Raw genomic sequence first — 14990 nt, 5'->3', positions numbered from 1 at the left:
TAGCACGATGTACCCTTTTTTTTATGGCTTCGTTGCATGCTTAATGCATAATTAAAGGTTTGCCTAATATGACATTGCTTTCAAATGCCAAATGGAATATGGCATCACAATTTATTAAAATGTTGGTGCAACTAACAAACATAGTCTATTTAGCCAAGATTATCCCACCAAGCGAATATGGATTAATGGCAATGGCACTTGTTGTTGTTAATTTAGGTATTTTGTTACGAGATTTAGGTACGTCAGCTGCATTAATACAAAAAAGAGATCTTACAGAATCTCTAATAAATACAGTCTTCTGGTTAAACCTCCTTATGGGGTTAGGTCTCTTTGTACTTGTTTTTGCTGGCTCAAGCGTAATTTCAAATATTTATCATCAACCGAAGTTAACTCTCGTACTGATGTTGCTAAGTTTTACATTTCCACTTTCCAGCTGCGCTGCTGCACATCTTGCTCTGCTTGAGAGAGATTCAAAGTTCAAAACAGTCTCTAGAATAGAAATTTCTTCCTCTCTTACTTCGTTAGTATTAGCAATTACTCTAGCTAATTTGGGGTATGGTGTTTTTAGTCTTGTTGGACAAGCTGTAATACTTAATTTGATGTCGGCTATTCAATTTTGGCATGCTTCAAAGTGGCGTCCTTCATTTAAAATTTTCATCCATTATAAAGATTTAAAAAGTATTTTTAGTTTTAGTGCAAATTTATCCATGTTTAATTTTATAAATTATTTTTCACGAAATGCAGATAGCTTTATAATAGGGAAGTTCATGTCTGCTTCAATTTTGGGTAGCTACAATCTTGCATATAGAATCATGCTTTTCCCGTTACAAAGCCTTACTTTTGTTGCTACAAGGTCTCTTTATCCTATATTGAGTAAACAACAAAATAATAATAAAGATATATCAAAGATATATATGAATTGCGTTTATGTTGTTTTATTTATTACATGTCCTTTAATGTCTGGTTTGGCATTCTATAGTGAGCCTTTTATCCGATTGGTATTTGGAGAGGAATGGCATCTTACTGGTATTGTATTAAAGTGGCTTGCTCCGACAGCAATAATACAAGCAGTACTCAGTACTTCTGGTTCGGTGTTTATGGCTAAAGGCCGTACAGATACTTTATTGAAGTTAGGTATAATAGGAATGATATTACAGGTGGGTGCTTTTATAATTGGCGTCCAATATTCGATAACGACATTTGCTATGTGTTATCTCATTGCCAATATAATAAATTTCTTCCCTGTTATGTTCTTTCTAATGAATTTGTTGGAAGAGAATCTTATTGTTTTTTTTAAAAAGAACTATTCAATTGTTTTAGCTACGTTAGTCATGTTAGCTTATCTAAAAATCATTGATTATTTCTTTTTTTCTGGGGTTGTTAATAGTCTCTATTTGCTAGCGTCATTGTCATTTACAGGTGCTATAGTTTATTTTGTGGCATCTTTTATCCTATCTGCCTCACTTCGAAAGATAGTTCTTGCAAAGGTAAGAGGATGATTATAAATATTAATAGGCTATTTTCCCTGATGTTTGGGTTTTTTTAACTCCTCTTTGGATAACTAAGTGATTTTAGATTTTGTCACATCTACATGAACATTTTTGTTATACATTTGATATAAAAAATATAGTATAACTAGGTACTGGTTTAGGTCAGTATTAGTGTGAAATTGTTTTATTCGCCAACAGGAGTATGTAATGTCCAAGCAACAGATCGGGGTTGTCGGTATGGCAGTGATGGGGCGTAACCTTGCGCTCAACATCGAGAGCCGTGGTTATACCGTCTCCGTTTTCAACCGCTCCCGTGAAAAGACCGAAGAAGTGATTGCCGAGAATCCCGGCAAGAAGCTGGTCCCACATTATACAGTGCAAGAGTTTGTTGAGTCGCTCGAAACTCCACGCCGTATCCTGTTAATGGTGAAGGCGGGCGCAGGCACTGATAGTGCCATCGACTCTCTGAAGCCTTACCTGGACAAGGGTGACATCATCATCGATGGTGGTAATACCTTCTTCCAGGATACGATTCGTCGTAATCGTGAGCTTTCTGCTGAAGGTTTTAACTTCATCGGGACCGGCGTGTCCGGCGGTGAAGAAGGGGCTCTTAAAGGTCCTTCGATCATGCCTGGCGGTCAGAAAGAAGCTTATGAACTGGTTGCTCCCATTCTTAAGCAGATTGCAGCTGTCGCTGAAGACGGTGAGCCGTGCGTAACTTATATCGGTGCTGATGGTGCTGGTCATTATGTCAAAATGGTTCACAACGGTATTGAATACGGCGATATGCAGCTTATTGCAGAAGCCTACGCTTTACTGAAAGGTGGTCTGGCGCTTTCTAATGAAGAGCTGGCGCAAACCTTTACCGAATGGAATGAAGGTGAGCTTAGCAGCTATCTCATTGACATCACTAAAGACATCTTCACCAAAAAAGATGAAGAGGGCAAATACCTGGTCGACGTGATCCTCGATGAGGCGGCAAACAAAGGTACCGGTAAATGGACCAGCCAGAGCTCTCTTGACCTCGGCGAACCGCTGTCACTTATCACTGAATCTGTATTCGCACGCTACATCTCTTCGCTTAAAGATCAGCGTGTGGCTGCTTCGAAAGTCCTTACCGGACCGCAGGCGAAGAGTGCAGGCGATAAAGCGGAGTTCGTTGAGAAAGTTCGCCGTGCTCTGTATCTGGGCAAAATCGTCTCTTACGCTCAAGGTTTCTCCCAACTGCGCGCGGCTTCTGATGAATACCATTGGGATCTGAACTACGGTGAGATCGCGAAAATCTTCCGTGCCGGCTGTATCATTCGTGCTCAGTTCCTGCAAAAGATTACTGATGCCTATGAGCAGAATGCCGGCATTGCCAACCTGCTGCTGGCACCATACTTCAAGCAGATCGCCGATGATTATCAGCAAGCCCTGCGCGATGTTGTCGCATATGCTGTGCAGAATGGTATTCCGGTTCCGACATTCTCTGCTGCCATCGCCTACTACGATAGCTATCGTTCCGCAGTCTTGCCTGCTAACCTGATTCAGGCGCAGCGTGACTATTTCGGTGCGCATACCTATAAGCGTACCGATAAAGAGGGTGTGTTCCACACTGAGTGGATGGAATAAACTTTATAGTGTCATTTGCCCGGGGTATTAACCCGGGCATAAATTTTCAAAAAATAGAATTCCTCTCCTCTAATTAGTACTCCCTTATCCTAATTTTTTAAAAACGTAATTTGCAAATGTTTTTCTAAAGGAAATCATTTAATATGATACTCATATCCTAAGGAATATATTTCGAATTTTATTAGGCTCTGGTAATAAAAGGTAAGTTAAATATGAAGATCCTTGTCACTGGCGGTGCAGGTTTTATTGGTTCTGCAGTTGTTCGTCATATCATTGAAAACACCTCCGACGAAGTACGCGTAATAGATTGCCTCACCTACGCCGGTAACCTGGAGTCCCTGGCGCCGGTTGCTGGTAATAAACGCTACTCGTTTTCTCAGACAGATATCACTGATGCCAAATCTGTGGCAGAGCAGTTCAGCGATTTCCGTCCGGATATTGTGATGCACCTGGCCGCAGAGAGTCACGTGGACCGCTCTATCGATGGGCCTGCTGCCTTTATTCAGACCAACCTGATTGGAACTTTCACCCTGCTGGAAGCGGCCCGCCAGTACTGGTCAGCTCTCGATACGGCGCAGAAGCAGACTTTCCGCTTCCACCATATTTCGACCGATGAAGTCTACGGCGACCTGCATGGTACCGATGATCTGTTCACCGAAGAGACCCCGTACGCGCCAAGCAGCCCGTACTCTGCCTCCAAGGCCGGCAGCGACCATCTTGTCCGCGCCTGGAACCGTACCTACGGCCTGCCGGTGGTGGTGACCAACTGCTCCAACAACTACGGCCCGTATCACTTCCCGGAAAAACTTATTCCGCTGACCATCCTCAATGCCCTCTCCGGCAAACCGCTGCCCGTCTACGGCAATGGAGAACAGATCCGCGATTGGCTGTACGTGGAAGATCACGCCCGGGCGCTATACAAAGTGGCGACGGAAGGCCGCAGTGGTGAAACGTACAACATCGGCGGTCACAACGAGCGTAAAAATATTGATGTCGTGCGCACCATTTGCGCCATTCTCGATAAAGTGGTTGAACAGAAGCCGGGCAATATCAACCAGTTTGCCGATCTGATTACGTTTGTGAAAGACCGTCCGGGTCACGACCTGCGTTATGCCATTGATGCGGCGAAAATTCAGCGCGATCTGGGCTGGGTGCCCGAAGAGACGTTTGAAAGCGGAATTGAAAAAACGGTCCACTGGTACCTGAACAACACGACCTGGTGGCAGCGCGTGCTGGATGGCTCCTATGCCGGTGAACGTCTTGGCCTGAACAACTAAAAAGGAAAGAAGTATGAAAGGTATTGTACTGGCCGGCGGATCCGGCACGCGTTTATATCCGATCACCCAGGGTGTTTCCAAGCAGCTACTGCCCATTTATGACAAGCCGATGATTTACTACCCGATTTCTGTTCTGATGCTGGCGGGAATCAAGGATATCCTGATTATCACCACGCCGGAGGATATGCCCGCATTTCAGCGTCTGCTGGGTGACGGTTCTCAGTTTGGGGTGAATTTCAGCTATGCGATTCAGCCGTCGCCGGACGGTCTGGCGCAGGCCTTTATCATCGGCGAGAAGTTTATCGGTAATGATGCCTGTGCATTAGTCCTGGGCGATAACATCTACTTTGGTCAGAGCTTTGGCCGGAAACTGGATGCGGCGGCCAGCAAAACATCCGGAGCTACGGTATTCGGCTACCAGGTTCTCGATCCGGAACGTTTCGGTGTGGTGGAGTTTGATGAGAACTTTAAAGCGCTGTCGATTGAAGAGAAGCCGCTGAAGCCGAAATCTGACTGGGCGGTGACCGGACTCTATTTTTATGACACCGATGTGGTGGCAATGGCGAAGGAAGTTAAACCCTCCGCGCGCGGGGAGCTTGAGATTACCACGCTGAACCAGATGTATCTGGATCGGGGTGACCTGCAGGTTGAACTGCTGGGCCGTGGTTTTGCCTGGCTGGATACGGGAACCCACGACAGCCTGATTGAGGCCTCTCAGTTTATCCATACCATCGAGAAGCGTCAGGGGATGAAAGTAGCCTGCCTGGAAGAAATTGCTTATCGCAAGCAGTGGCTGAGCGCGGAAGGGGTGGCGGCACAGGCCGAACGATTGAAGAAAACCGAGTACGGTGCTTACCTGAAACGTTTGCTGAATGAGCATTAATGGCTGCCGGTCATCATTGGGATATTAACGTATGAAAATTTTACTGATTGGCAAAAATGGTCAGGTGGGCTGGGAACTGCAGCGTGCGCTGTCCACGCTGGGCGAAGTGGTTGCCGTGGACTTTTTTGATAAAACGCTGTGCGGTGATCTTACCAACCTGGAAGGGATCGCGCAGACGGTCCGTACGGTAAAACCGGATGTAGTGGTGAACGCGGCTGCCCATACGGCGGTGGACAAAGCGGAAAGCGAGCGCGAGCTTTCCGATCTGCTGAACGACCGGGGCGTGGCGGTGCTGGCAGAAGAGTCAGCGAAGCTGGGGGCGTTGATGGTGCACTACTCAACGGACTATGTGTTTGACGGCCAGGGAAGCCACTATCGTCTGGAAGATGAAGCGACCGGGCCGCTGAACGTGTATGGCGAAACCAAACGAGCCGGGGAAATCGCGCTGGAGCAGGCGAATCCGCGCCATCTTATTTTCCGTACCAGTTGGGTATATGCCACCCGCGGGGCAAACTTCGCTAAAACGATGCTGCGTCTGGCAGGTGAGAAAGAGGCGCTGTCGATTATTAACGATCAGCACGGTGCGCCAACCGGCGCAGAGCTGCTGGCGGACTGTACGGCAATCGCCATTCGTGAAGAACAGCGCAACCGTGCTGTAGCCGGGACCTATCATCTGGTGGCCAGCGGGGAAACCAGCTGGGCGGAGTACGCGGAATTTGTTTTTGAGGTGGCGCGGTCGCACGGCGCAGAGCTGGCAATTAAAGCAGTAAGCGGTATCCCGACCACGGCCTACCCAACGCCGGCAAAACGTCCGCTGAACTCGCGGCTGTCGAATGAGAAATTCCAGCGTGTATTTGGTGTGACGCTGCCGGACTGGCGTCAGGGCGTGGCGCGCGTGGTAACAGAAGTTCTGGGCAAGTAAACGGGCAGAAATATTATGAATATTATTAAGACAGATATCCCTGAAGTGCTGATTTTTGAACCTCGTGTCTTCGGCGATGCGCGCGGTTTTTTCTTTGAGAGCTTCAGCAGTAAAGTATTTGATGAAGCAGTGGGGCGGAAAGTGGAGTTTGTTCAGGATAACCACTCTCAGTCGCAGAAAGGCGTGCTGCGCGGACTGCACTACCAGCTTGACCCGCATGCCCAGGGCAAACTGGTTCGCTGCATTGAAGGCGAGGTGTTTGATGTGGCGGTCGATATCCGCCGTTCATCGCCAACGTTTGGTAAATGGGTGGGGGCGGTACTGAGCGCGGAAAACAAGCGTCAGCTGTGGATCCCGGAAGGGTTTGCCCATGGCTTCATGGCGTTGAGCGAAACGGTTCAGTTTGTGTACAAGGCTACGAACTATTATGCGCCGCAGTCTGAGCGGAGCATTATCTGGAACGATCCGGAGATTAATATCCAGTGGCCGGAGATTGCAGACTGTACGCTCTCTTTATCTGATAAGGATTTGCAGGCTCATACCTTAAAGACAGCTGAAGTATATAAATAAGCATAAAATATAGCTTCATTTACTGTATAGGCCCTTTATAGGCCTATACAGTATTTCAGAGACCTTTGGTGTCTTGCTTGACTTACATTGTTCCTGAGAGTAGAAACATCAACAGTTTTGCTTAATTTGCGGCCATCCGCCGCCGTCCAGTTAACTGATTAAAGTGTGATCGAATGAAAATTACTATTTCCGGTACCGGTTATGTTGGTTTATCGAATGGCATCCTGATTGCGCAAAACCACGAAGTGGTGGCGCTGGATATCATTCAATCCAAAGTTGATATGATTAACCAAAAGATTTCTCCGATTGTCGATAAGGAGATCCAGGAATATCTGGCGGAAAAACCGTTGAATTTTCGCGCGACAACTGACAAGCATGATGCCTATCGTGATGCAGATTATGTCATTATCGCTACGCCCACTGACTACGATCCGAAAACGAACTACTTCAATACTTCGACCGTTGAAGCCGTTATTCGTGATGTTACCGAGATTAACCCAGATGCGGTAATGATTATTAAATCCACCATTCCCGTTGGCTTTACGCGTGATATTAAAGAGCGCCTGGGCATTGATAACGTCATTTTCTCTCCTGAGTTTCTGCGTGAAGGCCGCGCGCTTTACGACAACCTGCACCCGTCTCGTATCGTCATTGGCGAACGTTCAGAACGCGCGGAGCGTTTTGCTAATCTGCTGAAAGAAGGCGCGATTAAGCAGGATATCCCGACGCTGTTTACTGACTCTACCGAAGCTGAGGCAATTAAGTTATTCGCCAATACCTATCTGGCGCTGCGCGTAGCCTACTTTAATGAACTGGACAGCTATGCTGAAAGCCAGGGTCTGAACAGTAAACAGATCATCGAAGGCGTGTGTCTCGATCCGCGAATCGGTAATCACTATAACAACCCATCCTTTGGCTACGGCGGCTACTGCCTGCCGAAAGATACCAAGCAACTGCTGGCAAACTACGAATCTGTGCCGAATAACATCATCGGTGCCATCGTAGATGCTAACCGCACGCGTAAAGATTTTGTCGCTGACTCTATCCTGGCACGCAAGCCTAAAGTGGTTGGTATCTATCGCCTGATCATGAAGAGTGGCTCCGATAACTTCCGAGCTTCCTCAATTCAGGGCATCATGAAGCGTATCAAAGCCAAAGGTATCCCGGTCATTATCTACGAACCGGTTATGCAGGAAGATGAGTTCTTTAATTCCCGCGTGGTTCGTGATTTCGACGCGTTCAAACAAGAAGCTGACGTGATTGTCTCAAACCGAATGGCTGAAGAGCTGTCGGATGTCGCTGACAAAGTGTATACCCGCGATTTGTTCGGTAGTGACTAAATCCCCCCTCTGGCCGGCAGATGCGCTGTCGGCCAGAATTTTCCTCTCTCCTGAAGGGTTCAGCTATTCGCCTGACAAATCGTATTGTCCCTCTTCCCCGGCCCAACTCCCTAAAAAACGTGACCTCGCTTAAATTCTTCAATCGATCATCTTGTCCCAACCATTGAGGTCGGATATGTTAAATTCACCTTGTGAAGAGCTACCGTCACTGTGATGTAGACGCTGGAGATAAGCGCCGGAAGGTAAAACAGAGCCTGCTTGCAGGCTTTTGTTGTTTCTGGATCCCGGGTTCTCAGCCGTACTGCGTTGCGGTGAGGCGCTGATTGATATTGACACGGGAAGTTGCGGGATCTTTCAAGGGAAGGGCGCAGGCATAGCAAACGCAAGCCATTCATGGCCATGAGAAGAGCGTGCTGATGCTAAGGATATAGTATCAGTTTAATATGACATTTTTATTTTAAAAAGATATCCAATGCCAGCTGTAAAGACTATGCGTATCCCCACCGCTGGCAGTGTTTTATTCTTATATTATTATTTCCTATGCCTGTATTATAATTATATTAAGTTTTCTTTTCACCACTTTCGTTTGTTAAAAGTCAGCTTGGTCTTTTTCTGATCTTTGATATAAGAAATCAGAAAATAGACTGAAACAATCAACAGGATGGCAGCAACTACTAAGAAAATTATGTTTGCCATAATGCGTACCAGAATGAAAGGAATGTTATAAATCCGTTTGCCTGCGAACTAATATCTCTGCAAAAGCATGCCTTTGCCTGCTTAACATAGCCTGAATTTAAGAAAATTCCTATATGGTGTTTGTGGTTTTTTTTTGAGAAAAGTGGAAAAAACTTTTTCATTACCGTTACGTTGAATAATAGCGCTGTGGCCGACTTTGCTGGCAGACTGATAAGCTGGGGATTGTTTGCTTTATAAGGTAATGCTCTTCAGTGAGGGTAATGGAAGTGGCTTAGATGAGAGTTTGTTGAAGGTTTTGTTTGCTTCGTGTTAAATCTGCGTTTAGGTATTGTGTGGTTTCAGCGGCAGGCCATGAATAAATGGCGTCTCTCAACTCGCAGCTGGATGGATAAGTTTATCCAATGACCATTTCCGATATAAAAAAGCCGCAGTAGCGTTCTGCTGCGGCTAAATCCACAATGCCTGATATGACTACGCCTTGTAATAGGCTTTATACCAGTCAACGAAGTTCTTCACCCCCTGGCTAACCGTCGTTTGTGGCCTGAATCCCACCACATCATACAGCGGCCTGGTATCTGCGCTGGTTTCCAGCACATCGCCGGGCTGTATTGGCATCATATTTTTCTCCGCCACCATCCCCAGAGCCTCTTCCAGAGCAGTGATGTAATCCATGAGCTCAACCGGTGAGCTATTCCCGATGTTATACACCCGGTATGGCGCCGAGCTATCCGCTGGTGAACCCGTTTCAACGGTCCATTCCAGATTAGGCTGCGGGATAATGTCCTGCATCCTTACAACCGCCTCAACGATATCGTCAATGTAGGTGAAGTCGCGCTTCATCTTGCCGTAGTTGTAGACATCAATACTCTTGCCTTCCAGCATGGCTTTCGTAAACTTGAACAGCGCCATATCCGGACGGCCCCACGGGCCGTAGACGGTGAAGAATCTCAGTCCGGTGGTTGGAATGCCATAAAGATGCGAGTAGGTATGCGCCATCAGTTCATTCGCTTTCTTGGTGGCGGCATACAGCGAAACCGGATGATCAACCGAATCCTCCGTAGAGAACGGCATTTTACGGTTCAGGCCATAGACCGAACTGGATGAGGCATAGAGCAAATGCTCAACGTTGTTGTGTCTGCAGCCTTCAAGAATGTTCAGATAACCAATCAGGTTAGCGTCAGCATAAGCGAACGGGTTTTCCAGGGAGTAGCGAACTCCTGCCTGCGCGGCGAGATGGATCACGCGGTTAAATTTCTCGTTAGCAAAAAGCCGGGCAATACCTTCACGATCCGCGAGATCGATTTTGTGAAAACTGAACAGGGGAGATTGCAGTAAATCCAGACGGGCCTGCTTAAGATTGACGTCATAATAGTCGTTCATGTTGTCGAGGCCGACAACCTCATGACCCGCCTCCAGAAGGCGCTTGCAGGTATGAAAGCCGATGAATCCTGCGGCTCCAGTTACTAAAAATTTCATATTCATCCTCTGGGGTGACTGTGTCCCGCTATCTATTCGTTGATTTTACACTGGCTTGCCGCGTGGATCACCTGCTTTACCGTTGCTGATTATGTTCATGTGTTCGCTGGGGAAGCGCTGGCGTCCGGATAGTACCGAGAATGTACTGGCGTTCTGTAGTTTGAATGAAATTCATTATCCGTGCTTTATGATTAGCAAGATAATGATTGCGTATGGTTTGATCGTGTACTCAGGATTCCCTGTTCTGCCCAAACGGTTTATGCCCCGGAGAAATAACGCAGATTAAAATTGATTTTATGTTTGAGTTTACAATTATTTCACATCGAAGGCAGGTTTTTAAGGTTTTCCTTTTTAAATCAAGTGGTTATTTTTGTTGTCGAATTTTGTTTAAATTATGTTTACCTCCTGAATCATTTGCAATATGAATTGATTGGCAACGTATTTTCATTTTTATTCCTATAGACCAGCGCTATAATGCTGCTGCTCATTTGCATGACCATTGTGTTGTCAGCTTAATCAGCTATCCTGTGCGCAGCATTAAATATGACACTAAACTGATTGTTGGCGTCATTTCAATCAATATTGGAGCACAGTTTGCGCTGATTCATCAGAAGATGAATGGGTAGATAACGGAGACAGAGCCCTCTGACGCATGAAAAACAGGCTTGTCAGAAGAGCGAATTGAGAAATTCCTGATGGATGAGGCGAAAGCAAACAGCGAGAGTGTGCCCCTGCTTGAATCTTTATCGTTTTCAAGCGAGCAACAGCCGGTGTCACGGGCGGCCACTTTTTCGACAGCCGCTGTTTAACGTCAGGACGGCGTTGAGCCAGTGCGCTGTGGTTGTGATAACAGGCGCTGGAGGTTTTGACAGACAAGATAGATGAATCATTACGCAGTTTGGTTGCGACAGCCAAGGGCGGTAGCGTGATTTAAAGCTATCTCATAACATTAAGGGGAGGGGGTATCTGACTGTAAAATAGCAGTTTTTACTGTTTGTCATGAAACAGCACATTAACTGGTCATCTCCAGGTCAGCATCTCACTTGTCCCAGTTCGGTATGCAAGATCTACAATGGTCGGCTGCTGCCAATGCATTAAAGCGGAGACAAAACTCGGGAAAATCTTGCTTTAATCTATGTGCTTAGGTTTTCAGCTCGTATGCTCAAGTCACGGTATCTACCGGCAATCTATAAGTTCGGGCGTTAGAGCTATCGCAGCTGACGGGGGTTTAGTCAGCTACAACGCGAAATCTAAAGTGCATAACAAAATGCTTAAAATTTCGTAGAATAATTTATGAGTATAAAAATGAAGTATAATCTAGGGTATTTATTTGACCTGCTTGTTGTTATCACTAATAAAGATCTAAAGGTACGGTATAAAAGTAGCGTGTTTGGTTATTTATGGTCAATTGCCAATCCTTTGCTTTTTGCGATGATCTACTATTTTATTTTCAAACTGATCATGCGTGTTCAGATACCTAATTATACCCTTTTTCTAATAACGGGGCTGTTTCCTTGGCAGTGGTTTGCAAGCTCAGCAACAAATTCACTTTTTTCATTTATTGCTAATGCGCAAATTATTAAAAAAACTGTATTTCCGCGCTCAGTTATCCCGCTCAGTAATGTCATGATGGAAGGGTTACACTTCTTGTGTACCATTCCTGTCATCGTCGCTTTTCTTTTTGTATACGGTATGCGTCCTTCGCTTTCGTGGCTGTGGGGAATACCGCTCATTGCTATCGGGCAGGTGATATTCACCTTTGGTATATCCATAATCTTTTCAACGTTAAATCTATTTTTTAGAGATCTGGAAAGATTTGTGACTCTCGGTATTATGTTAATGTTCTACTGTACGCCCATTTTATACGCATCCGATATGATTCCGGCAAAATATAGCTGGGTTATTGACTATAACCCTCTGGCGAGTATGATTTTAAGCTGGCGCAACTTATTTATGGATGGGGTGTTAAACTATGAGCATATTTCAGTATTATATTTGACGGGTATAGTGCTGACGGTTATCGGTCTGAGTATTTTTAATAAATTAAAATATCGCTTTGCAGAGATCTTGTGATGGAACCAGTAATTGATTTTAATAATGTGACAAAAGAGTATCCACTTTACCATCATATTGGCTCAGGTATTAAAGATTTAATATTTCATCCCAAAAGAGCATTTCAATTACTGAAGGGCCGCAAATATCTTGCTATTCAGGATGTTTCTTTTACGGTCGGTAAAGGAGAGGCCGTTGCGCTCATCGGGCGAAATGGCGCAGGCAAAAGCACATCTTTGGGGCTGGTTGCCGGCGTGATAAAACCCACAAAAGGATCGGTCACCACCCGTGGGCGAGTCGCTTCAATGCTTGAGCTGGGCGGCGGCTTTCATCCAGAATTGACGGGGCGCGAGAACATTTTTCTTAATGCCACACTTCTTGGGTTACGCCGTAAAGAGGTGCAGCAGCGAATGGAGCGCATCATTGAATTTTCCGAATTAGGGGAATTTATCGATGAGCCGATCCGCGTCTATTCTAGCGGTATGCTAGCGAAGCTTGGTTTTTCAGTTATCAGCCAAGTTGAGCCTGATATTCTGATTATCGATGAAGTGCTTGCCGTCGGCGATATTTCTTTTCAGGCCAAATGTATCAAGACGATTAAAGAGTTCAAAAATCGTGGCGTGACAATATTGTTTGTTAGCCACAACATGAGTGATGTGGAAAAGATATGCGATCGGGTTGTCTGGATCGAAAATCATCGTCTGCGGGAAATCGGTTCTGCTGAAAGAATCATCGAACTTTATAAACAAGCAATGGCCTAAATCTGGTAATTAAATGAATAGTATTAAGATCTATACCTGTCATCATAAGCCGAGCGCATTCCTTAATGCATCGATTATCAAACCATTGCATGTAGGTAAAGCCAACTCCTATAATGATATCGGCTGTATTGGCGATGATACCGGTGATAATATTTCGTTTAAAAACCCCTTTTACTGTGAGTTAACAGCACATTATTGGGTTTGGAAAAATGAATCTCTTTCTGATTATGTCGGCTTTATGCATTATCGCCGACATCTGAACTTTTCCTCAGAGCAGAGCTTTCCGGAAGATAATTGGGGCGTCGTTAATTCACCCGTTATTGATGCAGAGTATGAAAAGCAGTTTGGTTTAACCGACACGGCAATCCAGGATTGTATTTCAGGGTTTGACCTGCTGTTACCAAAGAAGTGGTCTGTGACCTCTGCCGGCAGTAAAAATAACCTCGATCATTATGAGAAAGGTGAGTTTTTACATATAAAGGACTATCTGGCTGCCCTGGAGGTTGTCGAAGAGCTTTATCCGGATTATAAAGCGGCTATTCAGCTGTTTAACAATGCCACAGATGGCTATTATACGAACATGTTTGTGATGCACAAAGATATGTTCGTAGATTATTCAGAATGGCTCTTCGCGATTTTGACTAATCTTGAAAGCCGCATCTCTATGAATAATTATAACGCGCAAGAAAAGCGTGTTATTGGACATATTGCTGAGCGTCTTTTTAACATTTATATTATTAAGCAGCAGCAAGACCGGGCCCTGAAAGTTAAAGAACTTCAGCGCACTTTCGTGACGAATGAGACATTCAACGGCAAGCTGGAACCGGTTTTTCCTCACGCTGCGCCGATAGTCATCAGTTTTGATGACAACTATGCCATCAGCGGTGGAGCCTTAATCAACTCCATTGTTCGCCATTCTGATAAAAACACCCATTACGATATTGTTGTGCTGGAAAATAAGGTGAGTAACCTTAACAAACAGCGCTTACTAAAACTGGTCTCGGGACAGCAAAACTTTTCACTGCGTTTCTTTGATGTGAATGCCTTTACTGAATTGAATGGCGTACATACCCGCGCACACTTTAGTGCATCAACCTACGCTCGCTTGTTTATTCCGCAGCTTTTCCGTGAGTATGAGAAGGTCATTTTTATCGATTCCGATACTGTGGTGAAGGCGGATCTTGCGACTTTGCTTAATGTCGACCTCGGCACAAACCTTGTTGCCGCCGTTAAAGATATCGTGATGGAAGGCTTCGTCAAGTTTGGTGCGATGTCGGAATCGGCAGATGGCGTGATGCCCGCCGGCGAGTATCTGCAAAAAACGCTTAAAATGACCAATCCGGATGAGTATTTCCAGGCGGGAATTATCGTTTTTAACGTTGTCCTGATGGTGCAGGAAGATACCTTCTCCGCGCTGATTAAGACGCTGAAAGAGAAGAAGTACTGGTTCCTCGACCAGGACATCATGAACAAAGTCTTCTATGGCCGGGTTGAGTTTTTACCGCTGGAGTGGAATGTCTATCACGGTAATGGCAATACGGATGACTTTTTCCCCAATCTCCAGTTCGCAACATATATGCGCTTTTTAAAAGCCAGAAAGAACCCGAATATGATTCACTATGCCGGGGAGAATAAACCGTGGAATACGGACAAGGTTGACTTTTATGACGATTTCCTGGAAAACGTTATCAATACGCCATGGGAAAAAGAGACCTATTTCCGTCAGTTATCTCCGGTAAATTCATCAAGTCCTGCGCAAACTGCAGTGCAAACGCCAGTTCTGCTTCAGACTAAGATCAAAAAAGCGTTGATGCCTTTCCTCAATAAATATGCTCCTGTCGGTTCACCGAGGCGAAACACGATAACAAAATACTACTATAAAGTTAGACGCTCAATTCTTGGTTAAGGC

Annotated in this window: 12 protein-coding genes; 10 read left to right on the top strand and 2 right to left on the bottom strand. The window is 45.5% G+C overall.

Annotation, left to right across the window (positions count from 1 at the left end):
* Window positions 1–68: 68 nt before the first annotated feature.
* The 7 genes from BJF97_RS19385 to ugd all read left to right on the top strand — a co-directional run bounded on the left by BJF97_RS19385 (window position 69) and on the right by ugd (window position 8096).
* On the top strand, window positions 69–1499 hold the full coding sequence (locus BJF97_RS19385; RefSeq protein WP_032693862.1) for an MOP flippase family protein: 1431 nt from the start codon (window positions 69–71) through the stop codon (window positions 1497–1499).
* Between the two features lie 198 nt (window positions 1500–1697).
* Entirely contained in the window at window positions 1698–3104 is a 1407-nt protein-coding gene (gndA, locus tag BJF97_RS19380) for an NADP-dependent phosphogluconate dehydrogenase (protein WP_014838945.1), read from the top strand.
* 212 nt (window positions 3105–3316) lie between these two features.
* Window positions 3317–4381 carry a dTDP-glucose 4,6-dehydratase gene (gene rfbB / locus BJF97_RS19375; RefSeq protein WP_032693861.1) on the top strand — a complete coding sequence of 355 codons (1065 nt, stop codon included), beginning with the start codon at window positions 3317–3319 and terminating at the stop codon, window positions 4379–4381.
* Between the two features lie 13 nt (window positions 4382–4394).
* Window positions 4395–5264, top strand: a complete 870-nt coding sequence (gene rfbA / locus BJF97_RS19370; RefSeq protein WP_032693860.1) for a glucose-1-phosphate thymidylyltransferase RfbA — start codon at window positions 4395–4397, stop codon at window positions 5262–5264.
* 31 nt (window positions 5265–5295) lie between these two features.
* Window positions 5296–6186 (top strand): dTDP-4-dehydrorhamnose reductase, encoded by an 891-nt coding sequence (gene rfbD, locus BJF97_RS19365; protein ID WP_014230058.1) that lies wholly within the window; start codon window positions 5296–5298, stop codon window positions 6184–6186.
* Window positions 6187–6201: 15 nt separating this feature from the next.
* Entirely contained in the window at window positions 6202–6756 is a 555-nt protein-coding gene (rfbC, locus tag BJF97_RS19360) for a dTDP-4-dehydrorhamnose 3,5-epimerase (protein ID WP_014230057.1), read from the top strand.
* A 173-nt stretch (window positions 6757–6929) separates the two neighbouring features.
* Complete coding sequence (gene ugd, locus BJF97_RS19355; RefSeq protein WP_032693859.1) at window positions 6930–8096, top strand: UDP-glucose 6-dehydrogenase; 1167 nt, start codon at window positions 6930–6932, stop codon at window positions 8094–8096.
* A 573-nt stretch (window positions 8097–8669) separates the two neighbouring features.
* On the opposite strand, the gene BJF97_RS34300 is transcribed toward ugd, so the two are convergent.
* Together BJF97_RS34300 and BJF97_RS19350 are read right to left on the bottom strand one after the other, a co-directional pair.
* The gene (locus BJF97_RS34300) at window positions 8670–8792 is read right to left on the bottom strand and encodes a small membrane protein (protein ID WP_139512586.1); all 123 of its coding nucleotides are present in this window, start codon (window positions 8790–8792) and stop codon (window positions 8670–8672) included.
* Window positions 8793–9263: 471 nt separating this feature from the next.
* Window positions 9264–10268: an NAD-dependent epimerase gene (locus BJF97_RS19350; protein WP_032693858.1), complete on the bottom strand. Its 1005-nt coding sequence runs from the start codon at window positions 10266–10268 to the stop codon at window positions 9264–9266.
* 1305 nt (window positions 10269–11573) lie between these two features.
* Between BJF97_RS19350 and BJF97_RS19345 the strand changes: the two genes are divergently transcribed.
* The 3 genes from BJF97_RS19345 to BJF97_RS19335 are packed head-to-tail and all read left to right on the top strand — an operon-like array spanning window position 11574 to window position 14987.
* On the top strand, window positions 11574–12341 hold the full coding sequence (locus tag BJF97_RS19345) for an ABC transporter permease (RefSeq protein WP_004138730.1): 768 nt from the start codon (window positions 11574–11576) through the stop codon (window positions 12339–12341).
* Window positions 12341–13081: an ABC transporter ATP-binding protein gene (locus BJF97_RS19340; RefSeq protein WP_004852439.1), complete on the top strand. Its 741-nt coding sequence runs from the start codon at window positions 12341–12343 to the stop codon at window positions 13079–13081. Before BJF97_RS19345 ends, BJF97_RS19340 begins: the two co-directional genes overlap by 1 nt.
* A 13-nt stretch (window positions 13082–13094) precedes the next feature.
* A complete protein-coding gene (locus tag BJF97_RS19335; protein WP_032693857.1) occupies window positions 13095–14987 on the top strand; it encodes a DUF4422 domain-containing protein in 1893 nt (630 codons plus the stop codon).
* The last annotated feature ends 3 nt before the right edge of the window (window positions 14988–14990 follow it).

It is taken from the genome of Klebsiella sp. LTGPAF-6F, assembly GCF_001753185.1.
Classification (GTDB): domain Bacteria; phylum Pseudomonadota; class Gammaproteobacteria; order Enterobacterales; family Enterobacteriaceae; genus Klebsiella; species Klebsiella michiganensis.
This window is presented reverse-complemented; position numbering and strand designations above follow the sequence as displayed.

What these genes read in the sequence shown, in the direction of transcription:
- BJF97_RS19385 (WP_032693862.1), top strand. Translation starts at nt 69, where the DNA reads ATGACATTGCTTTCAAATGCCAAATGGAATATGGCATCACAATTTATT.
- gndA (WP_014838945.1), top strand. Translation starts at nt 1,698, where the DNA reads ATGTCCAAGCAACAGATCGGGGTTGTCGGTATGGCAGTGATGGGGCGT.
- rfbB (WP_032693861.1), top strand. Translation starts at nt 3,317, where the DNA reads ATGAAGATCCTTGTCACTGGCGGTGCAGGTTTTATTGGTTCTGCAGTT.
- rfbA (WP_032693860.1), top strand. Translation starts at nt 4,395, where the DNA reads ATGAAAGGTATTGTACTGGCCGGCGGATCCGGCACGCGTTTATATCCG.
- rfbD (WP_014230058.1), top strand. Translation starts at nt 5,296, where the DNA reads ATGAAAATTTTACTGATTGGCAAAAATGGTCAGGTGGGCTGGGAACTG.
- rfbC (WP_014230057.1), top strand. Translation starts at nt 6,202, where the DNA reads ATGAATATTATTAAGACAGATATCCCTGAAGTGCTGATTTTTGAACCT.
- ugd (WP_032693859.1), top strand. Translation starts at nt 6,930, where the DNA reads ATGAAAATTACTATTTCCGGTACCGGTTATGTTGGTTTATCGAATGGC.
- BJF97_RS34300 (WP_139512586.1), bottom strand. Translation starts at nt 8,792, where the DNA reads ATGGCAAACATAATTTTCTTAGTAGTTGCTGCCATCCTGTTGATTGTT.
- BJF97_RS19350 (WP_032693858.1), bottom strand. Translation starts at nt 10,268, where the DNA reads ATGAAATTTTTAGTAACTGGAGCCGCAGGATTCATCGGCTTTCATACC.
- BJF97_RS19345 (WP_004138730.1), top strand. Translation starts at nt 11,574, where the DNA reads ATGAAGTATAATCTAGGGTATTTATTTGACCTGCTTGTTGTTATCACT.
- BJF97_RS19340 (WP_004852439.1), top strand. Translation starts at nt 12,341, where the DNA reads ATGGAACCAGTAATTGATTTTAATAATGTGACAAAAGAGTATCCACTT.
- BJF97_RS19335 (WP_032693857.1), top strand. Translation starts at nt 13,095, where the DNA reads ATGAATAGTATTAAGATCTATACCTGTCATCATAAGCCGAGCGCATTC.